This window comes from Janibacter cremeus (genome assembly GCF_013409205.1).
GTDB lineage: Bacteria > Actinomycetota > Actinomycetes > Actinomycetales > Dermatophilaceae > Janibacter > Janibacter cremeus.
Genome location: NZ_JACCAE010000001.1, coordinates 83056 through 107277, shown reverse-complemented (window position 1 = coordinate 107277; position 24222 = coordinate 83056). Strand labels below are relative to the sequence as shown.

Below are 24222 nucleotides of genomic sequence, written 5' to 3'. Positions count from 1 at the left end.
GTGGAGGCTCGCCGCAGCAAGGACGCTGCCCGCAGGGACAACGCCACCCGCACACTGATCTGGCTCTTCGTGGGCATTCTCGTGCTCGTCGGAGCGCTCAGCTACGGCGTCGCCAAGCAGAGCGCGACGTGGGCCCCGCGACTGGGCCTGGACCTGGCCGGTGGTACGCAGATCGTCCTCGAACCGAGGGTGGAGGGGTCGGCCGTCTCGTCCGATCAGCTGGCCCAGGCACGCGACATCATCGTCCAGCGCATCGACTCCCAGGGCACGACCGGCGCCGAGGTGACCACGCAGGGTGACAGCAACATCGTGGTCGCCATGCCGGGTACGCCGACCGAGGAGCAGGAGGAGGCCATCTCGGCCTCCTCGCAGATGCAGTTCCGCCCGGTCCTGGCCACCGCCGTCGGCAGTACGAAGGCCGCTGAGCCGACCCCGTCGGGTACCGAGTCACCGACGTCCGGCACGGGCGACGGAGAGAAGTCCGCCGACGAGAAGGTTTCCGACGGGAATACCTCCGACAAGGAGTCCTCCGACGGTGGCGCCCAGTCGGTGGAGACGTCTGCCGAGCCGACCGCACCCTCGGACGATCCCACGAAGTCGTCCACCTCCGACGAGACGACGCCGGCGCAGGACGAGACGCCCTCGAATGGCGAGGGTCAGCCGGCCCAGGACCCGGCTGCCGGGATCGACTGGACCCCCTCCGGCAAGCCGACGGGTCCGATGGACCCCAACCACGTGTCCACGAAGCTGTGGAACACGTTCCAGGAGCTGGACTGCTCGGAGCCACCGGAGCAGGCGCCCGTGGCGACGAAGGACCCGATCGTGGCCTGCTCCCAGGACGGGGCGCTGAAATACGTGCTCGGACCCGTCGTCGTCCCCGGCAAGGACATCGACGATGCCGAGGCCGGTTACCAGGTCAGCCCGCAGGGCGCCCAGACCAACAACCCGGAGATCTCGCTGACGCTCACGAGCGACGGCCGCGAGAAGTACAAGGAGATCTCCCAGAAGATGGTCGGCATGCAGCCGCTCAACACCACCTCGCCGGTCAACCCCCCGGGGTCCTACAACGCACTGGCGGCCGTGCTCGACTCCCAGGTGCTCATCGCACCCGGCTTCAACGAGGCCATCCCGAGCGGACGGGCGAGCATCACCGGCTTCGACATCGACGAAGCCCGCAGCCTGGCCCAGTCACTGAAGTTCGGTGCGCTGCCGATGTCCTTCGACCTGCAGACCCGCCAGGACATCAGCCCCACGCTGGGCTCCGAGCAGCTGCGCTTCGGCATCATCGCCGGCATCATCGGTCTGTTCATCGTGCTGCTCTACGCCCTGGTGCAGTACCGCGCCCTGTCGGTCGTCGTGGTCGGCTCGATGGTCGTCGCGTTCGGGATCACCTACCTGGCCATCGCCCTGTTGTCCTGGGGGTACAACTATCGCCTCGACATGGCGGGCGTGACAGGTCTGATCATCGCCATCGGTGTCACCGCGGACAGCTTCATCGTCTACTTCGAGAGAGTCAGGGACGAGTTGCGTGAGGGACGCAACCTGCGCGCCGCGGTCGAGGCCGGCTGGGCCCGGGCCAAGGGCACGATCCTCGTCGCCGACGGCGTCAACTTCATCGCCGCGGTCGTCCTGTACGTCCTGGCCAGTTCCGGGGTGCGTGGCTTCGCCTTCACCCTGGGCCTGACGACGCTGATCGACCTGGCGATCTTCTGGCTCTTCACCCACCCGATGCTCACGATCCTCGCGCGCAACAAGTTCTTCGCCTCCGGCCACCCGTGGTCCGGCTTTGACGTGAACACGCTGCGGGAGGCGAAGTTGCGCTATCGAGGACGTGGCCAGGTCGACATCGACCCAGCCGTCCGCCCGGCAGGAGGGAACGCCTGATGAGTCGCGTCGCGGACTGGGGAAATGACCTCTACACCGGCCGACGATCGTTCAACTTCGTCGGTCGGTCCAAGACCTGGTACAAGGTCTCGGCCGTGCTGTTGGTGATCGCTGCCCTGGGCTTCATCGTGCGACCGTTGAACTTCTCCCTGGAGTTCACCGGTGGTTCGGAGTTCCGGGTGGCCACCCAGCAGGCGCCCGCGGACTACGAGTCCCGGGCGACCCAAGCCGTGCGCGAGGTCGTCGGCTCCTCGGCCTCGGCGAATGTCTCCACCGTCGGTGGTGACATCGTGCGTGTCCAGACCGAGGAGCTGCCGGCCGACGAGATCCGCGACGTCAACGACGAGCTCGCCACGGCCTTCGACGTGAAGTCGAACCAGATCAGCTCGAACCTCATCGGCCCCTCGTGGGGTGAGTCGGTGAGCAAGCAGGCGCTGCGGGCCCTCGTGGTCTTCCTGCTGCTGACGACGTTGATGATGACGTTGTACTACCGCAACTGGAAGATGGCCGTCTCCTCGATGGTGGCCCTCGCCCACGACATGTTCATCACGGTCGGCATCTACACGTGGGTCGGATTCGAGGTCTCCCCGGCCTCGTTGATCGGCTTCCTGACCGTCTTGGGGTACTCCCTCTACGACACGGTCGTGGTCTTCGACCACGTCAAGGAGAACACCCGCGCAGCCTTCGCCAACCGGCGCAAGAGCTTCGCCGAGGCAGCCAACCTCGCCGTGAACCAGACGCTCGTGCGCTCGATCAACACCACGGTCATCGCCGTGCTGCCGATCATCGCCGTGCTCGTCATCGGATTCGCCTATCTCGGCCCCGGGACGCTGCTGGACCTCTCGCTCGCGTTGTTCATCGGCATGTCGGTCGGTGCCGTCTCCTCGATCTTCATCGCCACGCCGCTGCTGGTGGACCTGCGGCGCAGGGACCCCGAGGTGGTCCAGCTCGCCGACGATGCGGAGAAGTTCCAGGCTCGCCGACAGCGGGAGCTGGAGCGGACGACGACTGGGCCGGAGCTCGCCCCGGTCTCCGGTGCGCCGGGCGCGGCCACGGCGGCGAAGGGGGAGTCGGCCTCCTCACCGAGCTCCACCGTCGACGGTGGCTCCGCACCCGTCGAGGGCGATGCCCAGACGGTCACCGGCCGCAAGGTGCACAAGTACGCCCAGTCGCCGGGACCGCGCAACCAGCCGAAGAAGACACCCCGCAAGCGGCGGCGAGGCTGATGCGCGGGTCCCTGGCCGAGCGGATCCTCGCGACCGTGCGCGATGTCGAGGACTTCCCGCAACCGGGGGTGACCTTCAAGGACATCACCCCCGTCCTGGCCGACGGCGAGCTCCTCGCCGAGGCGGTGCAGGCGCACGCCGACCCGTACCGGGGCCGGGTGGACCTCGTCGCGGGGCTCGAGGCCCGAGGGTTCATCTTCGGCGCGGCAGTGGCCATGGAGCTGGGTGTCGGCTTCCTGCCGGTGCGCAAGGCGGGCAAGCTGCCCGGCCCGACGGTCGGCGTGGACTACGCCCTCGAGTACGGCAGCGCGCGAGTCGAGGTGCATGCGCAGGACCTGCCCGACGGCGCTCGGGTCCTCGTCGTCGACGACGTCCTCGCGACCGGGGGGACGGCGGCCGCGGGCTGTCGGCTCATCGAGCTGTGCGGGGGAAGCGTTGTCGCTGTGGAGGTCCTGACGGAGATCGCGGCGCTCGACGGGCGAACACTTCTGGAGGGGTACGCCGTGCGGAGCCTGGCGACGGTCTAGGCTCTCTGCATGAGTGAGCGCAACACGAGTACCGGGGGGTTCTCCCCGCGGTCCTTGGCGCGCGCCTCCTTGGCGCGGATCGGCGGCGGACGAGCAGCCACTCCTGGGGTACTCGACCCGCTGCTGACGATCGTGCGTCAGAGCCACCCCAAGGCCGACGTATCGATCATCGAGCGGGCGTACGACGTCGCCGAGCAGAAGCACCGCGGGCAGCGGCGCAAGAGCGGCGACCCCTACATCACGCACCCACTCGCCGTGACGACCATCCTGGCCGAGCTGGGGATGACCCCGCTGACGCTGGCCGCCGCGCTGCTCCACGACACGGTCGAGGACACCGACTACAGCCTCGACGACCTCGAGGAGGAGTTCGGGGCAGAGGTGGCCAAGCTCGTCGACGGCGTGACCAAGCTGGACAACGTCACCTACGGCGAGAGCGCGCAGGCCGAGACCGTGCGCAAGATGATCGTCGCCATGGCCAGGGACATCCGGGTGCTGGTGATCAAGCTCGCCGACCGACTGCACAATGCCCGCACCTGGCGGTACGTGTCCGTGCAGTCTGCCCAGCGCAAGGCCCAGGAGACGCTCGAGATCTACGCACCGCTGGCGCACCGCCTGGGGATGAACACGATCAAGTGGGAGCTGGAGGACCTGTCCTTCGCGACCCTGTACCCCAAGGTCTACGAGGAGATCGTGCGCCTGGTCGCCGAGCGGGCACCCGCCCGTGAGGAGTACCTCGCCACCGTCCGGTCCCAGGTCGTCCTGGATCTGCGCGAGGCCAAGATCAAGGCGACGGTCACGGGCCGGCCGAAGCACTACTACTCCGTCTACCAGAAGATGATCGTCGGGGGTCGGGAGTTCGGCGAGATCTACGACCTCGTGGCGGTGCGCGTCCTCGTCGACACGGTCCGGGACTGCTACGCGGCGCTCGGCGCGCTGCACGCCCGGTGGAACCCCCTTCCCGGGAGGTTCAAGGACTACATCTCACTACCGAAGTTCAACATGTACCAGTCCCTGCACACGACCGTCATCGGTCCGCAGGGCAAGCCGGTCGAGATCCAGATCCGGACCCACCAGATGCACCGTCGGGCCGAGTACGGCGTCGCTGCGCACTGGAAGTACAAGGACCGGGCGAGTCCCGACAGCGGCCAGGTCGTCGATGACGGACAGGTCGGGGATATGGCCTGGTTGCGTCAGCTGCTGGACTGGCAGCGTGAGACGGCGGACCCCAGCGAGTTCCTGGACTCCCTGCGCTACGAGATCAGCACGAACGAGGTCTACGCCTTCACGCCCAAGGGGCAGGTCATCGCCCTGCCGGCCGGCTCCACTGCCGTGGACTTCGCCTATGCGGTGCACACCGAGGTCGGCCACCGGTGCATCGGTGCGCGGGTCAACGGCCGACTGGTGCCGTTGGACTCCGCGTTGGACAACGGCGACGCCGTCGAGGTGCTCACCTCCAAGGCCGAGGGCGCTGGTCCCTCGCGCGACTGGCTGAACTTCGTCCGCTCGGCGCGGGCACGCAACAAGATCAAGCAGTGGTTCACCAAGGAGCGCCGGGAGGAGATGGTCGACTCCGGCAAGGAGGCCATCGCCAAGGTCGTGCGCAAGCAGAATCTGCCGCTGCAACGGATCCTGTCCGTGGAGAGCCTGACCTCCGTCGCGAGCGAGCTGCGCCGCCAGGACGTCGACGGCCTGTACGCAGCGGTCGGGGAGGGGCACGTCTCCGCCCAGCACGTGGTCTCGCGGCTGATCGCGGCCGCCGGCGGTGAGGACGGGGCCACCGAGGACCTGGCCGAGGCCACGCTGCCCGGACCGCCCCGTCATCGGCGCAGCGACGCGGACCCGGGCGTCGTCGTCAAGGGCGTCGACGACATGTGGGTCAAGCTCGCCAAGTGCTGCACCCCGGTGCCCGGCGACGCGATCATGGGCTTCATCACCCGCGGCAACGGCGTCTCCGTGCACCGCACGGACTGCACGAATGCCAAGTCGCTGCAGAAGGAGTCGGAGCGGTTCATCGAGGTCGAGTGGGCTCCCAGCAGCTCCAGCCTCTTCCTCGTGCAGGTCCAGGTCGAGGCCCTCGACCGTTCCGCGCTGCTCTCCGACGTCACCCGGGTGTTGTCGGAGTCGGGGGTGAACATCCTCTCCGCCACCGTGCACACCTCCCGCAACCGCGTGGCGATCCTGCGATTCACCTTCGAGATGGGCGACACCGGGCACCTCAGCCACGTCATCCAGCAGGTGAAGCGCACCGAGTCGGTCTTCGATGCCTTCCGCATCACCGGCGGTCAGCTGCCCAGCAAGGACTGACCCGCGCGGGGCACCACGTCGCCAGTCATGGCGGCAGCCCCGAGACCGACCGTGTCGTGGTCTCGGGACTGCTTGGGACGCTCGGTGTGGCGTTCAGCCGCCGAACTCGTCGAGGCCCTTGCGGGCCTGGTCCAGCCACATCTGCTGGGCGTCGATCTGCTCGCGGACCTTGGCGGCACGTGATGTGTCGCCCTTGGCCTCGGCCTTCGCCAGGTCGGCCTCGAGATCGGTGACCTTCGACTCGAGCTGGGTGACCATGGAGGCGGCCCGGGCGGACTTCTCCGGATTGACCGAGGCCCACTTCTTGTCCTCGGCGTCGCGCACGGTCTGCTCGACCCGGCGCATTCCCTTCTCCATGCGGTCGATGTCGCCCCGCGGGACCTTGCCCGCAGCCTCCCAGCGCTCCTGGATGTCGCGCAGTGCGCCCTTCGCCTTCGCCAGGTCCTTGACCGGTAGGAGCGCCTCAGCCTCGGCGAGGATGCCCTCCTTCACCTCGAGGTTGCCGCGGAAGGACTCGTCCTCCTTGGCCGCCTCGGCGTCCTTGGCATTGAAGAAGGCGTCCTGGGCGGTACGGAAGCGCTCCCAGAGCCGGTCGTCGTCGGCACGTCCCGCGCGGCCGGCCCGTCGCCACTGGTCCATCAACCGCTTGTAGGCGCCGGCGGTGGCATTCCAGTCGGTCGAGGAGGACATGCGCTCGGCCTCGGCGACGAGGTCCTCCTTCTGTGCCTTGATCTCGCCACGGGACTGCTCGAGCTTGGCGAAGTGGGCCCGACGTGCCTTGTCGAAGCCGTTGCGTGCCTTGGAGAAGCGCTGCCACAGCGGGGCCTCGACATCCTTGTCCAGTCGGACCTTGCCGCGCTGGTGCGCCTTCCACTCATCGAGCAGCGCACGCATCCGGGCCGTGGACTGCTTCCACTGCACCTTCTCCACCGGTTGCGCGGCGATCTTCTCCGCCTCCGCGACGATGACCTCGCGCTCGGCCGCCGCCACCTTCTTCGCCGCGGCCCGCTCGGTGGCCTCGTGCCGGCGCTTCTCGGCCAGGCCCGCGTCCACCTCGGCGATGAGGGCGGCCAGAGCCGGCAGGTCACCGACGACGTTGGGCTCGGCCGCGTGCTCGTGCAGGGACTTCAGGCCGTCCGCGACCTCCTTGGCGGTGACCTCGGGGGAGTCGAGGCGCTGACGCAGCAGCCCGGCGGAGGCGAAGAGCTCGTCGTACTTGCGGGCGAAGTACTGCAGGGCCTCCTCCGGCGAGACGCCCGGGTAGGAACCGACCTCACGTTCCTCCTGCCCGTCACGGACGAAGACACGTCCTTCCTCGTCGGCCCGGCCGAAGGCAGCGGACGCGCTGTGGTCGTCCGTGACCCCGTGGACCTCGGGGGCCGGGGTCACAGCCGGTCGGGTGGGAGCCAGCTTGGCCAAGGCTGCTGGCGATGGCGCCGTAGGGCGCGGGGCATCTGTCTCGTCGCTCACACTCCCGAGGCTACCCATTCGCGCGCCGGATGAGTGGCCCCACGTAGGGTTTGGTCCGTGCTGACCATCTCCTTCCCGGCGCAGGCCTTCGGGACGAACTGCTATGTCCTCGCGGACGGACCCGGCGAGGAGTGCCTCGTCGTCGACCCCGGTATCGGGATCGAGGAGAGCCTCCGTGAGGTGCTCACGACGCACCGGCTCAAGCCGGCGGCGGTGCTGCTGACCCACGGCCACATCGACCACGTCTACTCGGTGACCCCGGTGTGCGGCGGTGAACTCGCGGCCTACATCCACTCCGACGACCGCTACCGCCTCGAGGACCCGCTGGGCAGCTCCTCGCTCGGGGATCAGCTGACCGGGATGCTCGAGCAGCAGTTCGGCAGGAAGGCGAGCTGGCGCGAGCCCGAGCACGTCGTCGAGATCACCGACAGCCAGACAGTCTCGGTGGCCGGGATCGACCTGGATGTGGTCCATGCGCCCGGCCACACCGAGGGATCGGTGATGTTCTCCCTCCCCGGGTTGCCCGACGGGATCCCGGACGAGGCCGAGGTCGACCGAACCCTGATCACCGGTGACGTGCTCTTCGCCGGCTCCATCGGCCGGACGGACCTGCCCGGCGGCTCGGCAGAGGCGATGCAGCGCTCCCTTCGCGAGGTCGTCCATCCGCGGCCCGACTCCAGCCTCGTCCTGCCCGGCCACGGCCCGGCGACGACGCTGGCCCGCGAGAAGGCGACCAATCCGTACCTGCAAGGACTGTGATGAGCGATACCCGACCGACCAAGGTCAAGCCCCTCTCCGGCTTCCCGGAGTACCTGCCCGAGCAGCGGATCATCGAGCAGCACTTCCTCGACGTCATCCGTGCCACCTTCGAGCTGCACGGATTCCCCTCGATCGAGACCCGCTCGGTCGAGCCCGTGGAACGACTGCTCGGCAAGGGCGGTGACGCCGACAAGGAGATCTACGGCATCCACCGACTCGCTGACGAGGGTGGGGCCGGAGGGCGCGGAGAGGCCGAGCTCGGGCTGCACTTCGACCTGACCGTCCCCTTCGCCCGCTACGTGGTCGAGAACGCCGGTCGACTCAACTTCCCCTTCCGCCGCCACCAGATCCAGAAGGTCTGGCGCGGCGAGCGCCCCCAGGAGGGGCGCTACCGCGAGTTCACCCAGTGCGACATCGACGTCGTCGACGTGGGGGAGCTCGCGCCGCACTTCGAGGCCGAGATGCCGCTGGTCATGGCCGAGGTCTTCGCCGGGCTGCCCATCCCCGAGATGGTCATCCAGGTCAACAACCGCAAGATCCCCGAGGGCTTCTACCGCGGTCTGGGTATCGGTGCGGACGACGTGACCGAGATCCAGGACACCCTGCGCATCGTCGACAAGCTGGACAAGGTCGGCTCGGAGAAGGTCGCGGCCCTGCTCGTCGACGCCGGCCGCACGCCCGAGCAGGCACGGGCCGTTCTGGACCTGGCGGCGATCCGGACGCAGGACACCACCTTCGTCGAGCGCGTCCGCGACCTCGGCGTGGAGCACCCGGTCCTCGACGAGGGCCTCGCGGCGCTGTCCGCCGTCATCGAGACCGGCGCCGCAGCCGCACCCGGCGCGATGGTCGCCGACCTGCGCATCGCGCGGGGACTCGACTACTACACCGGCACGGTCTACGAGACCCAGCTCGTCGGGTACGAGTCGTGGGGCTCGTTCTGCTCGGGCGGGCGCTACGACGAGCTGGCCAGCGACGGCAAGAACACCTACCCGGGCGTCGGCATCTCCATCGGCCTCTCCCGTCTGCTCGGCCTGCTGCTCGGCAAGGGTCTGGTCGGCGCCAGCCGCAGGTCCCCGAGCGCGGTCCTCGTGGCCGTCACGGACGAAGGGAGCCGGCCGGCCTCCGTCGCAGTCGCCACTCGGTTGCGGTCCCGCGGGATCCCGTGCGAGGTGGCGCCTGCCGCAGCGAAGTTCGGCAAACAGATCCGCTTCGCGGAGCGTCGGGGTATTCCCTACGTGTGGTTCCCGGGTGCAGGGGAGGCGGATGACCAGGTCAAGGACATCCGCTCCGGCGAGCAGATCGACGCGGATGCGTCCTCATGGCAGTGCCCGCAGGAGGACCTGCGTCCGCAGGTCGTGCGTCTGGGGGAGTGACCCCGTCCCGACGACCCACGACCATGCGAGTCACTCCGGGTGCGTCCACACCCAGGGGCTCTCGTGGCCGATGCTCCGCCCGTCGACCAAGCGCTCTGTCGAGGGCCGGAAGCGCACGGTGCTGGCGGCCGGGAGTCGTCGCCCGCCCGCATCACGGGCAATGAGATCGGGAACGCCCCAGGCCAGGTCATCGTCCTCGCCGAGGGAACTAGCGGTTGCCCCGGTGTCGGGGACGATGGCGAGCCGATGGCCGGTCAGCGAGAGCAGCACCTCGATCTTGTGCAGCGCCAGAGCCGATGCATCAACCTCGGCCCTGGCGAGGGCGGAGCGGCTCCACCCGAGCTCCTGTGCGGTGTCGCGTTGGCTGTGACGGCACTCCCGTCGATGGCGCCTCAGGACGAGTCCGATCCGTTGCCCGAGGGTGATCCGCGCGCGCTCTGATGCGAGGATGTCCGAAAGCACGGGCGAGGTCCTGCCGGGGAGTGGCGGCGGGGCGACCTTCTCGATCGGCACAGTGTGTGGCCAGTAGAGGCAGGGCAGACAGTCCTCGCAGGCTCCGTCCCCCTGACCCGCACACCACGTACAGGGCGTTGGGCACGAAAAGCCCGCATCATCGTCGTCCTGGGCTGAGTCCATGTCCCCACTTCATCCCCGACCCGGATAGCTCGCTACCGGGGGGCGAAGGGTCGTGGGCCGTACCAGTGCGTGCCGGCTGCTTGTGGACGAGAACGCGCGGGTCGCCCGCGCGGTAGCCGAAGGTGCTGACAGGTTCCACAGCGGGCGAAACGTGGGTTCAACCGCCTACGCTCCTGCTCCATCTCGCGAGCACTGACCGCGTCGTGGAGCAGGAGCGTAGGCGCGAATCACCAGCACGAATGCACCGCTCGTCGTCGCGAGATGCCGGTCCAATCAGACGATCATTGCGAATCGGACACAGGCATGGTGTCCGTCACACACGCCGCCTAAACTCCCGACGTGGCTTCGCCACCCGTGGGCACAATGGCGTGTCCACGGCCCGACGAAGTCACCCACGTCTGCGGAAGGGAAACGCTGTCCGTGAGCACGACCCCGATGGAGCGGGCCGTGCGGACCTGGCTGACGCAGCTGGACGTCGAGCGAGGAGTCTCCGCCCACACGCTGACGGCCTACACGCGCGACTCACGGCGATACCTCGACCACCTGGTCAGCCAAGGTGTCACCGCACCGAACCAGGTCACCGAGGCCCACGTCGCCGGATTCCTCGCCTCCCTGCGCTCCGGTGACGAGAACCATCCGCCGTTGGCCGCCAGCTCGGCCGCCCGTTCGCTGACCGCCGTGCGCGGACTGCACAAGTTCCTTGTCCTCGAGGGGGAGACCCCGCACGACCCTGCCGGGGACGTCGCCCCGCCGGCGCCCCCTTCGCGCCTGCCGAAGGCCATCAGCGTGGGGGAGGTGACGCGGCTGCTCGACGCGGCCGGCGTCGGCGACGGGGCGCTGCCGCTGCGCGACCGGGCCCTGCTCGAGGTGCTGTACGGGACCGGGGCGCGCATCTCCGAGGCCGTCGGCCTGGACGTGGACGACCTCGACCTCGAGGCGGGAGCGGCGCGACTCTTCGGCAAGGGTGGCAAGGAGCGGATCGTGCCGCTCGGTTCCTACGCCTGCGAGGCCGTCGAGGTCTGGTTGGTGCGTGGACGGCCCGGTCTGGGCGCCAAGGGGAAGGCGGGTCCCGCGCTCTTCCTCAACCAGCGAGGGGCCCGCCTCTCCCGGCAGAGCGCGTGGACGGTCATCACCGCCGCTGCGGAGCGCGCCGGCCTGACCGGTCACGTCTCACCGCACACGCTCCGCCACACCTTCGCGACCCACCTGCTGGAGGGCGGCGCCGACGTGCGGGTGGTCCAGGAGCTGCTGGGGCACGCGTCCGTGACGACCACGCAGATCTACACGATGGTGACCGTCCAGCAACTGCGTGAGGTCTATGCGCAGAGTCACCCCCGTGCCCGCTGATAGTGTCATCGCTGATCAGCGAGATGCTGAACGTACGCGAGACGCGATGGAGTGATCCGACTGTGGCATCCGAGGTGACGCCGCCGCTCGACATCGAGCACGAGTGGACCCAGAACGGGCCGACCGGTCGACCCCTGCCCACGTTCCCGGAGCCCCAGCCGTTGGCCTCCCACGGCCCGGCGCGCATCATCGCGATGTGCAACCAGAAGGGCGGGGTCGGCAAGACGACCACGACGATCAACCTCGGCGCCGCACTGGTCGAGGCCGGACGTCGTGTGCTGCTCGTCGACTTCGACCCCCAGGGTGCACTGTCCGTCGGTCTGGGCGTGCCCACGCACTCGCTCGACACGACGATCTACGACCTGCTGGTCTCGCGTGGCCACGACATCGGCGAGATCATCCAGCGCACCTCGGTCGAGGGTCTGGACGTGGCCCCGGCCAACATCGACCTGTCCGCCGCGGAGGTCCAGCTCGTCGGCGAGGTCGCCCGCGAGCAGATCCTCTCGCGTGTGCTGCGCCCGGTCGTCGACGACTACGACGTCATCCTCATCGACTGCCAGCCCTCACTCGGGTTGCTCACCGTCAACGCGCTGACCGCCGCCCACGGCGTGATCATCCCGCTCGAGACCGAGTACTTCGCCATGCGTGGCGTCGCCCTGCTCGTCGAGACGATCGACAAGATCACCGACCGGCTCAACCCCGCACTGAACATCGACGGGATCCTCGGGACGATGTACGACGGGCGCACCCTGCACAGCCGTGAGGTCGTGGAGTCGGTCGTCGAGCACTTCGGTGACAAGGTCTTCCACACCGTCATCTCCCGCACGGTGAAGTTCCCCGACGCCACGCTCGCCGCCGAGCCGATCACCACCTACGCCACGGGCCACTCCGGCGCGAACGCCTACCGACAGCTGGCCCGCGAGCTCATCTCGCGCGGCGGGTCGCCCTGACGGCCGTGAACGGCGCTGACACCGCGGTTCCCGGCGGGGTCATCACCACACGCGGGTCCGAGAAGGCCTTCACCGTCCACCTGGACAACTTCGAGGGCCCCTTCGACCTGCTGCTCGGCCTGATCTCCAAGCACCAGCTGGACATCACCGAGATCTCCCTTGCCAGGGTCACCGACGAGTTCATGGCACACCTGCGGGCGCTGCAGGCCAGCGAGCCCGCATGGGACCTCGGCCAGACCAGCGAGTTCCTTCTCGTCGCCGCGACACTGCTGGACCTCAAGGCCGCCCGGCTGCTGCCCAACACCAGGGAGACCGACGAGGAGGACCTGGAGCTGATCGAGGCGCGGGACCTGCTCTTCGCCCGGTTGCTGCAGTACCGCGCCTTCAAGGACGTGGCCGATCATGTCGAGGCGACGATGGCCACGACCGGCCGGATGACCCCGCGGCAGGCCGGCCTGGAGCCGCGTCTGGCCACGCTGCTGCCGGAGCTGGTCATGACCGTCACCCCGGAGCAGCTGGCGATGGTGGCCGCGCGGACGTTGACCCCCAAAGAGCCGGAGACCGTCGGGCTGACCCACCTGCACGCCTCCGCCGTGAGCGTGCGTGAGCAGGCCGTCCTGGTCGTCGACCGGCTGCGCGCCGAGGGCACCCTCTCCTTCGCCACCCTGGTGGCGGACGCGGACTCCACCCAGATGGTGGTCGCACGCTTCCTGGCACTTCTCGAGCTATTCCGCGACCAGCAGGTCGTCTTCGACCAGCAGGAGGCACTCGGCGAGCTGGAGGTGCGGTGGACCGGCAGCGACGATGGCACCGTGGAGGTTGGCGCCGAGTTCGACGAAGCGGATGCGCCGCCCCCTTCGCCCGATGATGGAGAGAACAACGATGAGTGAGCCCACCGACCGCGCCGACCTCCCCGAGGAGGCGGACGTCGCCTCCGGGCCGGAGGGTGAGGACGTCCAGGTCGCCTTCGACGTCGGCGAGCTGCCCGGGGGAGCGAAGGGGGCGATCGAGGCCGTCCTGATGGTCGTCGAGGAGCCCGTGAGCGACTTCGCCCTCGCGTCCGTGCTGGAACTCCCCGTCGAGGAGGTGCGCACCCTCCTGACGACCATCGAGCTCGAGTACGCCGGCGGCGACCACGGCTTCACCGTGCGCAACGTCGGCGGCGGGTGGCGCTTCTACAGCCATGCCGCCTACGCGCCGGTCGTCGAGCGATTCATCCTGGACGGGCAGCAGGCCAAGCTGACGAGGGCCTCGCTGGAGACCCTCGCGGTCATCGCCTACCGCCAGCCGGTCTCGCGGGCCCGCATCGGCGCCGTGCGCGGCGTCAACGTCGACGGCGTGGTGCGCACCCTGCTCACCCGCGGACTGATCACCGAGGTCACCAAGGACGAGGAGTCCGGCGCGACCCTCTACGGCACGACCCCCTACTTCCTCGAGCGGATGGGACTGAACTCCCTGGACGACCTGCCCCCGCTCGCCCCCTACCTCCCCGATGCAGCAGTGCTCGACGATCTCGTGAGTGAGGCCCGCCCATGACCCCGCCCCGCAACCGACGCCCCTCCGGTGGCTCCGGAGCACCCAGCGGCCGCGGCCCCAACCGCGGCCCGGGCCAGCGCCGACGGTCCGGACAGGGCCGCCAACAGCCCGACCGGGGCACGACCGGACGTACTCGGCCCGGTCAGCCCGACCTCGCCCCGCCGGAGCCCAAGGGACCCCGGATCGATGTCCACGACCCCAAGGGCACTCGACTGCAGAAGGTGCTCGCCGCTGCGGGAATCGGCTCCCGCCGCGCGTGCGAGGAGCTGATCACCGACGGCCGCGTGATGGTCGACGGCCACGTGGTCACCGAGCTCGGGGTGCGGGTCGACCCCCTCAACCAGACGGTGCACGTCGACGGTGAGCGCGTGCAGCTGGACGAGTCGCGGGTCTACCTCGCCTTCAACAAGCCGGTGGGGGTCGTCACGACGATGTCCGACGAGCTCGGGCGGCTCAACATCGGTGACTACGTCGCAGGGCGCCCCGAGCGGCTCTTCCACGTCGGCCGGCTGGACGCCGACACCGAGGGACTGCTGATCCTCACCAACGACGGGGACCTGGCACACCGCCTGCAGCACCCCGCCCACGGCGTGTTGAAGACCTACGTCGCCGAGGTCCCCGGGCCGGTGGCCAAGGACCTCGGCAAGCGCCTGCGCGAGGGCATCGAGCTCGACGACGGGCCGGTCGCGGTCGACTCCTTCCGGATCATCGACTCCCGCCCGGGGAAGGCGATCGTCGAGGTGATCCTGCACGAGGGCCGCAAGCACATCGTGCGCCGGATGCTCGAGCAGGTCGGCCACCCGGTGCTCTCGCTCGTGCGCACGCAGGTCGGTCCGATCGCGCTCGGCACGACGAAGTCCGGTCGGTGGCGACCGCTCAACCGCAACGAGATCGGCAAGCTCTACAAGGCCGCGGGGCTGTGACGACCTCGGCGGAGGCGAAGGGTGCCGCCTCCGGACTCCCGCCGGTACACGTCATCGGTACCGGACTGATCGGTACGAGCGTCGGACTGGCGCTGCGGGCGGTCGGCGTCGACGTCTCCCTCGAGGACCAGTCCGAGACATCCGTGGCCCTGGCCCGTGACCTGGGGGCCGGGCGGATCACCGGCGAAGTGGCCCCGGGACTTGTGGTCGTCGCCACGCCCCCCGACGTCGCCCCCGGCCTGGTGCTGGAGTCGCTGCGCCGGTGGCCGGAGGCAGTCGTCACCGACGTCACGTCCGTCAAGCAGGTCATCCTCGCCGATGTCGTGCGGGCCGGGGTGGCGCTGGACCGATACCTGGGCTCCCACCCGATGGCCGGTCGCGAACGCTCAGGCGCGATCAGCGGCCGGGCCGACCTCTTCGAGGGCCGGGCATGGGTGCTCTGCCCGCACGAGACCACCGACGGCCGGGCCACCGAGCTCGTGGGCCGCCTCGCCCGGGCGACCGGCGCTGCGGTGAGCACACTCAGCCCGCTCGACCACGATGCCGCCGTGGCCGCCGTCTCGCACGTGCCGCAGGTGGCTGCCTCCCTCGTCGCCGCGCGTCTGGAGCACCTGAGCGAGCAGGCCATCGGGCTTGCCGGCCAAGGAGTGCGGGACGTCACCCGGATCGCGGCCAGCGACCCCGGGCTGTGGACCCAGATCCTCTCCGGCAACGCTCCGGCCGTGGCCGCGATCCTGCGCGACCTGTCCACGGATGTCACCCGGGTGGTCACCGCGCTGGAGGCGCTGGGGGAGGAGGCGAACGTCGCCGATGCGCCCGGAGCCCGTGCCGTCCTGGCGCGCAGCATCGCCGACGGCAACGCCGGGCACTCGCGGATCCCGGGCAAGCACGGTGCCGGCACGGCGACGTATGCGGTCGTCAGCGTCGTCGTCGACGACAGTCCCGGTGAGCTGGCCCGACTGCTCGTCGAGATCGGTGAGGAGGGCGTCAACCTCGAGGACCTGCGGCTCGACCACGGCCTCGGCCTGCCCTTCGGGTTGGCCGAGGTCCACGTGCTGCCGCAGGTCGCCGGACCCCTTACCGAGGCGCTGCAGTCACGGGGTTGGCAGATCCACGGCTGAGGAGCGACTAGGCTGACCCCTCGTGACCAGCCAGCCCACACCCTTCGTCATCGCCATCGACGGACCCTCCGGATCCGGCAAGTCGAGTGTCTCGAGGGCCGTCGCCAGCAGCGTCGGCGGCGGCTACCTGGACACCGGAGCGATGTACCGCGCCCTGACGTGGCGGTGCCTGCACGACGAGGTCGACCTGCAGGACCCCGAGGCCATCAGCGCGGCGGCACTGTCACTACCGCTGGAGATGGGTGACGATCCGTCGGCACCCAGCGTGCACGTCGGGGGGACCGATGTTGCCGAGGCGATCCGCAGCAGTGGGATCTCGTCGCGGGTCTCGCGGGTGGCCACCGTGCCGGCGGTGCGCACCGAGATGCAGCGACGCCAGCGGGCCCTCATCGAGGACATCGCGGCGCGTCGGGGCACATGCGTCGCCGAGGGGCGTGACATCACCACCGTGGTCGCCCCCGATGCTCCCGTGCGCATCCTGCTCACCGCGAGCCAGGAGGCCCGGCTGCGTCGCCGTTCCCTCGAGGTGCACGGAGCCAGCGACGAGGCCGCGATCGCCGCCACCCGCGACCAGGTCGTGCGGCGGGACCAAGACGACTCCACCGTCTCGCAGTTCACCGTCGCCGCCGACGGTGTCGTCGCCGTCGACACCTCGGACCTGGACTTCGACGGCTCGGTCGAGGCAGTGCTGACCGTGGTCCGCGCCGCGTGGGCCAGCTGACGCCCACACGTGCGGTCATCGTGGCGATGACTGCGACAATGGGTCACTCCCAACCGATTTCACCAGGAGCACCGTGGACACCACTCCCGAGCCGACCGACGCTGGGCACGAGCAGCATGCCGATGGCATCGAGCGCGTCCTGCGCGCGGGTCTGGATGACTTCGAGCTGACGCCGGAGGACCGGGCGCTCATCGACGGTTTTCAGGAGACGGTCGACGACACGCCCACCGGCCCCCTTCCCGTCGTCGCGATCATCGGGCGACCCAATGTCGGCAAGTCGACCCTGGTCAACCGCATCCTGCGGCGCCGCGAGGCCGTGGTGGAGGACACGCCGGGGGTCACCCGCGATCGCGTCGCCTACGACGCGGAGTGGGCCGGCCGCGACTTCACGCTGCTGGACACTGGTGGCTGGGAGATCGGTGTCGAGGGGATCAACCTACGGGTGGCCGAGCAGGCCGAGGTCGCGATCGAGATGGCCGATGTGGTCATCTTCGTCGTTGACGCCATCGTCGGCGCCACAGACGACGACGAGTCGGTCGTCAAGCTGCTGCGCCGCTCCGGCAAGCCGGTCGTGCTGGTCGCCAACAAGGTCGACGACCAGCGCTTCGAGGCCGATGCAGCCGCCCTGTGGAACCTCGGACTCGGTGAACCGATGCCCCTGTCGGCGCTGCACGGCCGGGGAAGTGGTGACGTCCTGGACGCCGTCCTCGACGTGCTGCCGCAGGTCTCGGCCGCCGGCAAGGCCCCGCTGCAGGGAGGGCCCCGTCGAGTGGCCCTGGTGGGCCGCCCCAACGTGGGCAAGTCGAGTCTGCTCAACCGCCTCGCGGGGGAGGAGCGGGTCGTCGTCGACGACGTCGCCGGGACCACCCGCGACCCCGTCGACGAGATCATCGAGCTCGGCGGCCGCCCGTGGAACTTCGTCGACACCGCCGGGATCCGACGACGGGTCAACCAGACCCGGGGAGCCGACTTCTACGCCTCCCTGCGTACGCAGGCAGCGCTGGAGAAGGCTGAGGTCGCAGTCGTCCTCATCGACACCCACGAGTCGATCACCGAGCAGGACCTGCGCATCATCAGCCAGGTCGTCGAGACCGGTCGGGCCCTGGTCATCGCCTACAACAAGTGGGATCTGCTCGACGAGGAGCGGCGCTACTACCTCGAGAAGGAGATCGACCGTGAGCTCGTCCGGGTCACCTGGGCGCCGCGCGTGAACGTCTCCGCGCTCACCGGTCGCCACGTGGACAAGCTGACGCCCGCCCTGGACACGGCTCTTGCGTCGTGGGACCGCCGCATCCCCACCTCCCGGCTCAACGGCGTCCTCGGGGAGATCGTGGCCGGTCACCCCCACCCCGTGCGGGGAGGCAAGCAGCCGCGGATCCTCTTCGCGACCCAGGCATCCACCCGTCCCCCCCGCTTCGTGATCTTCACCTCTGGCTTCCTCGAGGCCGGCTACCGACGCTTCCTGGAGCGGCGCCTGCGGGAGGAGTTCGGCTTCGACGGCACCCCGATCGAGATCTCGGTGAGGGTGCGAGAGAGGCGCCGGCGGCGCTGAGCGGCGCTGGGGCAGTAAGCGTCCCGGACACACAGTGGGTCGATTGTGATGGCGCGGCCCGCGTGGGATAAGGTGACGTGGCTCCTGAGGGAGCAGCCACGGGCTGTGGCGCAGTTTGGTAGCGCACGTGACTGGGGGTCACGGGGTCGCAGGTTCAAATCCTGTCAGCCCGACCGACCCGCCCTCGATCCGCAGTTGCAGATCGAGGGCGGTTTCATGTCCGGAATCGAGTGATCCCACCGAGTAAGGTCACAGTCAGGTGACTGTCCAGCATCCGGTCACCAGATCCCCTGTTGTGACGCTACGCTCCACACCGTTACGAACAACGACGTTTCCGGAGGACAGCACGTGCGAACGCGCTTCGCGGTGGCCTTTGCGGCGCTGCTCTTCACCCTCTTGGTGGCGCCCGCTGCGTGGGCGAGCACCACCCTGACCACAGCATCGACCTCTGCCGAGGAGCCGACCGGCGTGGGAATCACCGGCACCTTGCGGGGGCCGGACCGCGAACCGGTGAAGGGCGCCACCCTGACCGCCTCCGCTGACGGGAGTGAGGTCGGCACCGCGACCACGGACGCCGAGGGGGAGTGGCGCATCGAGGTCCCCGAGCCCGGCACATACTCGGTCGCCCTGGATGTCGACACCCTGCCCAAGGGTATGAAGACGCGGGACAAGGGTGGCGAGGAACTACCCGAGGTGGAGGTCAGGTCCGGACGGGACTCCACCGTGATCTTCGCGCTCATCGCCAACGACGAGCAGCAGGAGGCCGCGACACCCACGACATCCGCGACGTCATCCGGTGATGAGGGCGCCTCGGACCCGCAGGCCGACTCCGGATCCGCCGGCACCAGCGGCAGTGGGTTCACCGGCCGTTTCCTCCAACTCGTCGTCGAAGGGGTGAAGTACGGCACGATCATCGCCATCACCTCGGTGGGACTCTCCCTCGTCTTCGGGACCACCGGACTGATCAACTTCGCCCACGGGGAGCTGGTCACCCTCGGCGCCATCGCCGCCTTCTTCTTCTCCGCCGGGGCCTTCAACCTCCCCCTCGCGCTGGCTGCGGTCCTCGCCATCCTCATCGGCGGGGCCGCGGGTGCCGTTCTCGAGCGCGGGTTGTGGCGGCCACTGCGGCTGAGAGGCACCGGGCTGATCCAGATGTTCATCATCTCGATCGGTGTCTCCCTGTTCCTGCGTCACCTACTCCTCGTCCTCTACGGCGGCAGGCGCCAGCAGTACGACCAGTACGCGCTGCAGAAGGAGATCGACTTCGGCCCGGTCTCGATCACGCCCCGGGACCTCACGGTGACGGTCATCGCCATCCTCGTCATCATCGGCGTCGGATTGATGCTTCAGCGCACGCGGATCGGGAAGGCCATGCGCGCGGTCTCCGACAACCGTGACCTGGCCGAGTCATCAGGTATCGACGTCAACCGAGTGATCCTCTTCGTGTGGATCCTCGGTGGCGGACTGGCCGCCCTCGGTGGCGTCTTCTACGGACTGACCACAGCCGTCTACTGGGACATGGGGTTCAACCTGCTGTTGCTGATGTTCGCCGGCGTGATTCTCGGTGGCCTCGGAAGCGCCTTCGGCGCCGTGGTCGGAAGTCTGGTCGTCGGTCTCGTGGCCCAGCTGTCGACGCTCTGGTTCCCCACCGAGCTCCAGAACGCCTGGGCACTACTGGCTCTCATCATCGTCCTGCTCGTGCGCCCCCAAGGAATTCTTGGTCGGGCCGAGCGCGTCGGTTAGACCGACGAGTCAAGGAGAGAAATGGACTGGCCCAGCATCATCGGTAACGCCGTTCGCGGAATGTTCGGACCCGAGGCGGCGATCTTCGCCCTGTCCGCGATCGGTCTCAACATCCACTTCGGGTACACCGGCCTGCTCAACTTCGGTCAGGTGGGCTTCATGCTCGTCGGCGCCTACGGCGTCGCCGTCTCCGTGGCCACCTTCGGGTGGTCGATGTGGGTCGGGGTGCTCGTGGGAATCGCCTGCGCCGTCGTCCTCGCCCTGATCCTGGGGCTGCCGACCCTGCGACTACGGGGCGACTACCTGGCGATCGCCACCATCGCTGCGGCCGAGGTGCTTCGGTACTTCTACCGGTCGAGCACCCTCGAGCCGCTCACCGGTGGTGTCTACGGCCTGCGGCAGTTCGCCGACGAGTTCTTCGCGATCAACCCCTGGGCCGACGGAACGTACGGTTTCGGCCGGGTCACCTTCGATCACCGCTCGATGTGGGTGATGACGGTCACGTGGGGGCTGGTGGCACTGGGCTGCATCATGGTCAAGCTGCTCATCAGCAGTCCCTGGGGGCGCGTGCTGCGCTCCGTGCGCGAGGACGAGCTCGCGGCCCGCAGTCTGGGCAAGAGCGCCTACAGCTTCAAGCTGCAGAGCCTCGTGCTCGGCGGTGCCATTGGTGGCCTCGCCGGAGTCCTCATGGCGATCAGCGCACAGTCCGTCCAGCCGGACAGCTACGACCCGAAGGTGACCTTCTACCTCTACACGATCGTCATCCTCGGCGGAGCGAGTCGGGTGATGGGCCCCGTCCTGGGGTCGATCCTGTTCTGGTTCATCGTCACCTTCTTCGATGCGTTCCTGCGCAGCGCGACGGCCTCCGGGCTCATTCCCTCGAGCATCCTCGACAGCGGCGACGTCGGAGCAGCTCGCTTCCTCCTCGTCGGCCTCGGTCTGGTCCTGCTGATGGTCTACCGGCCGGCGGGGATCCTCGGTGACCAGAAGGAGCTGAGGCTCGATGTCCGATGACCGGGAACACGGCATCGCGGACGGACCCAAGGGGGATCCGACGATGAGTAGTGATGCACCAACCGTGGGAGCCGCCCAGCTCATGGGCGTGCGTCCGGAGCCGGGGGTCGCGAAGCCTGACGCGATCTTCGTCGCCGACGACGTCGTGCGCAGCTTCGGCGGGCTCAAGGCGGTCGATGTCGACCACCTCGAGATCCAGCGGGGCACGATCACCTCTCTCATCGGCCCCAACGGCGCCGGCAAGTCGACCTTCTTCAACGTGGTCTCCGGATTCGACACCCCGGACGACGGGACCTGGAGCTTCCAGGGATCGGACGTATCGAAGCTGTCCGCCCACCGGGTGGCCCGACGGGGAATGGTCCGAACCTTCCAACTGACGAAGGCCCTGACCAGGCTCACGGCACGCGAGAACCTCATGCTCGGAGCGACGCAGCAGGTGGGGGAGCGGTTCATCCCAGCACTGCTGAGGTTCCCGTGGCGGTCGCAGGAGGCAGTGATCGGCGCACGTGCCGACGAGCTCCTCGAGCGCTTCAACCTCGCCCACATGCGGGACGAGTTCGCCGGCACCATGTCGGGTGGGCAGCGCAAGCTGCTGGAGATGGCCCGGGCCCTGATGGTCGAGCCGACGATGATCATGCTCGATGAGCCCATGGCCGGCGTGAACCCGGCCCTGACCCAGTCCCTGCTCGGCCACATCCAGGCCCTGCGGGACGAGGGGATGACCATCGTCCTCGTCGAGCACGACATGGACGTCGTGATGGGGATCAGTGACTGGGTGACCACATTCGCCCAGGGCAGGCTCATCGCCGAGGGGCGCCCCGATGACATCCGACGGGACAAGGCGGTCATCGACGCCTACCTCGGAGCGCACCGGAGCCTGCCCCGGGACCAGGACGAGGAGGAGAGCAACGATGGATGACATCGACACCACCCGGGAGACCGTGCTCACCGCAGTCGATCTCGTGGCCGGATACATCCCGGGAGTCGACATCCTGCGGGGGTGCAACGCTCGCGTCGACCAGGGCGAACTCGTCGGGATCATCGGCCCCAACGGCGCCGGGAAGTCGACCCTGATCAAGGCCATGTTCGGCCTGGTACCGGTGACCGGTGGCAAGGTCCTGCTGGCCGAGAAGGACATCACGTCCTTGCCGGCGCACGCCATGGTCTCCGAGGGGATCGGGTACGTCCCGCAGAACAACAACGTCTTTCCGTCCCTGACCGTCGAGGAGAACCTCGAGATGGGGATGTATCTGCGGCCCAAGGAGTTCACAACGCGATTCGCGGTGGTGAGCGAGATCTTCCCGCTGCTGTCCGAGCGACGGAACCAGAAGTGCGGCTCGCTCTCCGGTGGAGAACGACAGGTGGTCGCCATGGGGCGCGCCCTCATGACCGACCCGGCAGTGCTCCTCCTTGACGAACCGTCAGCAGGCCTCTCGCCGATGATGCAGGACTCCGTCTTCGAGTCGGTCCTGACGATCAACCGATCCGGCGTCTCCATCCTCATGGTCGAGCAGAACGCCACCAATTGCCTGGAGATCTCCGACCGCGCCTACGTCCTCGACCAGGGCCAGAACGCCTACACCGGGACGGGACAGGAGTTGCTCCACGACCCGAAAGTGATCGAGCTCTACCTCGGGACCCTCGCGCGCATCTGAGCAACCCCGACACGCTTGCACCCACACGGGCGAAGGGCCCGACCGCATGGTGCGGTCGGGCCCTTCGAAGTGCAGCCGTGGCTGCTTCGACTCACTCCGGTGAGACTTCCTGGACCCGGACCGTCTTGAGGTCACCCTTGTCGTTGAAGGTGTAGACCTCGATCGAGGCCGCACCCGGCTCCCCGTCATCGGTGAAGTCCAGCGGACCGCTGGCCCCCTGGTAGTTGATGTCGGTGCCGTCGTCGATGAGTGCCTTGCATTCCTCGAAGGAGGAGCACTCCTCGCCGTCCTTGGTCACCCCGTTGACCTCGTCCTTGAACTCGGTCGGGTCAGTGCTGTCCGCCTGCTCGGCAGCCAGAGCGATGATGTTGACGCAGTCGAAGACCTGCGGTGCGAACTGCGTCTCCTTCAGGTCCGGAGCGAACTCCTTCAGGTCCTTCAGGAAGGCCTCGTTGGCCGAGGACGCCGGCGCCGTGCCCTTCATACCGGACAGGACGCTGGGGTCCTTCTTGTTCACCAGCTCCGGCAGCTCCTCGCTGCGCAGGCCGTCCGCCCCGTAGAGGCCGACCTTGTCGGTGGTCAGACCCGCCTCCACCAGACCGGACAGGATCTGCTTGCCCTCCTCGAAGGCCACCAGCACGACCGCATCCGGCTTCGCGGTGACGGCCTTCTGGACGACGGCGTCGAAGTTGGTCGCCTTGGGGTCGTACATCTCCTTGGTGGCGATCGTCGCGCCGGAGCTCTCCAGCGCCTTGGCGGTGGCATCCACCAGACCCTTGCCGTAGTCGTCGGCGCGGCCGACGAGCGCGACGTTGCTGTACCCGTCACCGATGATCGTCTCGGCCAGGACCGGCCCCTGCATCGCATCCGACGGTGCGGTGCGGAAGTAGTAACCGTCGTCCTTGTAGCCGGTGAAGGTCGGGGCCGTGTTGGAGCCCGAGCACTGCACGACCTGCGACCCGGTGATCTTGTCGATGATCGCCAAGGACATGCCCGACGCAGCCGCTCCGATGATGGCGTCCACGTCCGCGTTGAGCACGCGCTCGGCGGACTGGGAGGCGATGGCTGCCGTATCGGCCTCGTCACCGCTGACGAGCGCCGGGATGTCCTGCTCCAGGACACCGCCGGCATCGTTGATCTGGCTGATCGCGTACTTCGACGCCTGGATCTGGGGCGGCCCGAGGAAGGCGAGCTGTCCGGTCTCAGGGAGTACGTAGCCCAGCTTCAGGGGTTCGCTCGAACCGCCATCGCCGCCGGAATCGCCATCGCCTCCATCACCGCCCCCACCGCAGGCGGAAAGCACCATCAGCGCAGCCGCTGTGACACTGAGCGTCTTCGTGCGCATGCTCACACGCATACGTTCTCCTTAGACAGACTGCCGAGGGTCCGACCGGCATCGTTGTCGGCGTGACCCTTCCCCGGCCATGTGGATGCCGGAACGCTAGCATCCGGCGACGGGCACATCGGCTGTTCTGCTCCAC

21 protein-coding genes and 1 tRNA gene are annotated in these 24222 nt (G+C 68.7%); 19 read left to right on the top strand and 3 right to left on the bottom strand.

The genetic code is table 11. The annotated features are described in order from the left end of the window. Genes secD through BJY20_RS00485 form a run of 4 tightly spaced genes read left to right on the top strand, consistent with a single transcriptional unit; the run spans position 1 to position 5941 of the window. Positions 1 to 1884 (top strand): protein translocase subunit SecD, encoded by a 1884-nt coding sequence (gene secD / locus BJY20_RS00500; protein ID WP_185989724.1) that lies wholly within the window; start codon positions 1 to 3, stop codon positions 1882 to 1884. Continuing rightward, complete coding sequence (secF, locus tag BJY20_RS00495; RefSeq protein WP_185989723.1) at positions 1884 to 3110, top strand: protein translocase subunit SecF; 1227 nt, start codon at positions 1884 to 1886, stop codon at positions 3108 to 3110. Before secD ends, secF begins: the two co-directional genes overlap by 1 nt. Next, a complete protein-coding gene (locus BJY20_RS00490; RefSeq protein WP_185989722.1) occupies positions 3110 to 3637 on the top strand; it encodes an adenine phosphoribosyltransferase in 528 nt (175 codons plus the stop codon). Before secF ends, BJY20_RS00490 begins: the two co-directional genes overlap by 1 nt. Positions 3638 to 3646: 9 nt before the next feature. Then, positions 3647 to 5941 (top strand): RelA/SpoT family protein, encoded by a 2295-nt coding sequence (locus tag BJY20_RS00485; RefSeq protein ID WP_185989721.1) that lies wholly within the window; start codon positions 3647 to 3649, stop codon positions 5939 to 5941. Between the two features lie 93 nt (positions 5942 to 6034). Here the strand turns inward: BJY20_RS00485 and BJY20_RS00480 are convergent, their stop codons facing one another. Then, positions 6035 to 7411, bottom strand: a complete 1377-nt coding sequence (locus BJY20_RS00480; protein WP_343062717.1) for a DUF349 domain-containing protein — start codon at positions 7409 to 7411, stop codon at positions 6035 to 6037. Between the two features lie 57 nt (positions 7412 to 7468). Between BJY20_RS00480 and BJY20_RS00475 the strand changes: the two genes are divergently transcribed. Together BJY20_RS00475 and hisS are read left to right on the top strand one after the other, a co-directional pair. After that, positions 7469 to 8170 (top strand): MBL fold metallo-hydrolase, encoded by a 702-nt coding sequence (locus tag BJY20_RS00475; RefSeq protein WP_185989719.1) that lies wholly within the window; start codon positions 7469 to 7471, stop codon positions 8168 to 8170. Next, positions 8170 to 9543, top strand: coding sequence for a histidine--tRNA ligase (gene hisS / locus BJY20_RS00470; RefSeq protein WP_185989718.1), 1374 nt, complete (start codon positions 8170 to 8172; stop codon positions 9541 to 9543). Before BJY20_RS00475 ends, hisS begins: the two co-directional genes overlap by 1 nt. 30 nt (positions 9544 to 9573) lie before the next feature. On the opposite strand, the gene BJY20_RS00465 is transcribed toward hisS, so the two are convergent. Continuing rightward, on the bottom strand, positions 9574 to 10005 hold the full coding sequence (locus BJY20_RS00465; RefSeq protein ID WP_185989717.1) for a helix-turn-helix domain-containing protein: 432 nt from the start codon (positions 10003 to 10005) through the stop codon (positions 9574 to 9576). Between the two features lie 609 nt (positions 10006 to 10614). Between BJY20_RS00465 and BJY20_RS00460 the strand changes: the two genes are divergently transcribed. The 13 genes from BJY20_RS00460 (at position 10615) to BJY20_RS00400 (ending at position 22741) form a co-directional block, all read left to right on the top strand. Next, the gene (locus BJY20_RS00460) at positions 10615 to 11526 is read left to right on the top strand and encodes a site-specific tyrosine recombinase XerD (RefSeq protein ID WP_246297183.1); all 912 of its coding nucleotides are present in this window, start codon (positions 10615 to 10617) and stop codon (positions 11524 to 11526) included. A 23-nt stretch (positions 11527 to 11549) separates the two neighbouring features. Next, complete coding sequence (locus BJY20_RS00455; RefSeq protein WP_185989716.1) at positions 11550 to 12476, top strand: ParA family protein; 927 nt, start codon at positions 11550 to 11552, stop codon at positions 12474 to 12476. Further along, the gene (locus tag BJY20_RS00450; protein WP_185992384.1) at positions 12473 to 13366 is read left to right on the top strand and encodes a segregation and condensation protein A; all 894 of its coding nucleotides are present in this window, start codon (positions 12473 to 12475) and stop codon (positions 13364 to 13366) included. The genes BJY20_RS00455 and BJY20_RS00450 overlap by 4 nt, the downstream gene beginning before the upstream one ends. Next, the gene (gene scpB / locus BJY20_RS00445) at positions 13359 to 14012 is read left to right on the top strand and encodes an SMC-Scp complex subunit ScpB (RefSeq protein WP_185989715.1); all 654 of its coding nucleotides are present in this window, start codon (positions 13359 to 13361) and stop codon (positions 14010 to 14012) included. Before BJY20_RS00450 ends, scpB begins: the two co-directional genes overlap by 8 nt. Next, on the top strand, positions 14009 to 14935 hold the full coding sequence (locus BJY20_RS00440; RefSeq protein WP_185989714.1) for a pseudouridine synthase: 927 nt from the start codon (positions 14009 to 14011) through the stop codon (positions 14933 to 14935). Before scpB ends, BJY20_RS00440 begins: the two co-directional genes overlap by 4 nt. After that, positions 14932 to 16056 carry a prephenate dehydrogenase gene (locus BJY20_RS00435; RefSeq protein ID WP_185989713.1) on the top strand — a complete coding sequence of 375 codons (1125 nt, stop codon included), beginning with the start codon at positions 14932 to 14934 and terminating at the stop codon, positions 16054 to 16056. Before BJY20_RS00440 ends, BJY20_RS00435 begins: the two co-directional genes overlap by 4 nt. Positions 16057 to 16078: 22 nt before the next feature. Then, the gene (cmk, locus tag BJY20_RS00430; RefSeq protein ID WP_185989712.1) at positions 16079 to 16777 is read left to right on the top strand and encodes a (d)CMP kinase; all 699 of its coding nucleotides are present in this window, start codon (positions 16079 to 16081) and stop codon (positions 16775 to 16777) included. A gap of 127 nt (positions 16778 to 16904) precedes the next feature. Then, positions 16905 to 18329 (top strand): ribosome biogenesis GTPase Der, encoded by a 1425-nt coding sequence (der, locus tag BJY20_RS00425; RefSeq protein ID WP_343062948.1) that lies wholly within the window; start codon positions 16905 to 16907, stop codon positions 18327 to 18329. A gap of 99 nt (positions 18330 to 18428) precedes the next feature. Continuing rightward, positions 18429 to 18502, top strand: a tRNA-Pro gene (locus BJY20_RS00420). Positions 18503 to 18677: 175 nt separating this feature from the next. Further along, positions 18678 to 20072 (top strand): ABC transporter permease subunit, encoded by a 1395-nt coding sequence (locus BJY20_RS00415; protein ID WP_185989710.1) that lies wholly within the window; start codon positions 18678 to 18680, stop codon positions 20070 to 20072. A 21-nt stretch (positions 20073 to 20093) separates the two neighbouring features. After that, positions 20094 to 21086, top strand: a complete 993-nt coding sequence (locus tag BJY20_RS00410) for a branched-chain amino acid ABC transporter permease (protein WP_185989709.1) — start codon at positions 20094 to 20096, stop codon at positions 21084 to 21086. Between the two features lie 43 nt (positions 21087 to 21129). Further along, entirely contained in the window at positions 21130 to 22005 is an 876-nt protein-coding gene (locus BJY20_RS00405; RefSeq protein ID WP_185992383.1) for an ABC transporter ATP-binding protein, read from the top strand. Then, positions 21998 to 22741 carry an ABC transporter ATP-binding protein gene (locus BJY20_RS00400; protein WP_185989708.1) on the top strand — a complete coding sequence of 248 codons (744 nt, stop codon included), beginning with the start codon at positions 21998 to 22000 and terminating at the stop codon, positions 22739 to 22741. The genes BJY20_RS00405 and BJY20_RS00400 overlap by 8 nt, the downstream gene beginning before the upstream one ends. A gap of 91 nt (positions 22742 to 22832) precedes the next feature. Here BJY20_RS00400 and BJY20_RS00395 read toward each other — a convergent pair whose 3' ends face one another. Then, on the bottom strand, positions 22833 to 24086 hold the full coding sequence (locus BJY20_RS00395) for an ABC transporter substrate-binding protein (protein WP_185992382.1): 1254 nt from the start codon (positions 24084 to 24086) through the stop codon (positions 22833 to 22835). Between the last annotated feature and the right edge of the window lie 136 nt (positions 24087 to 24222).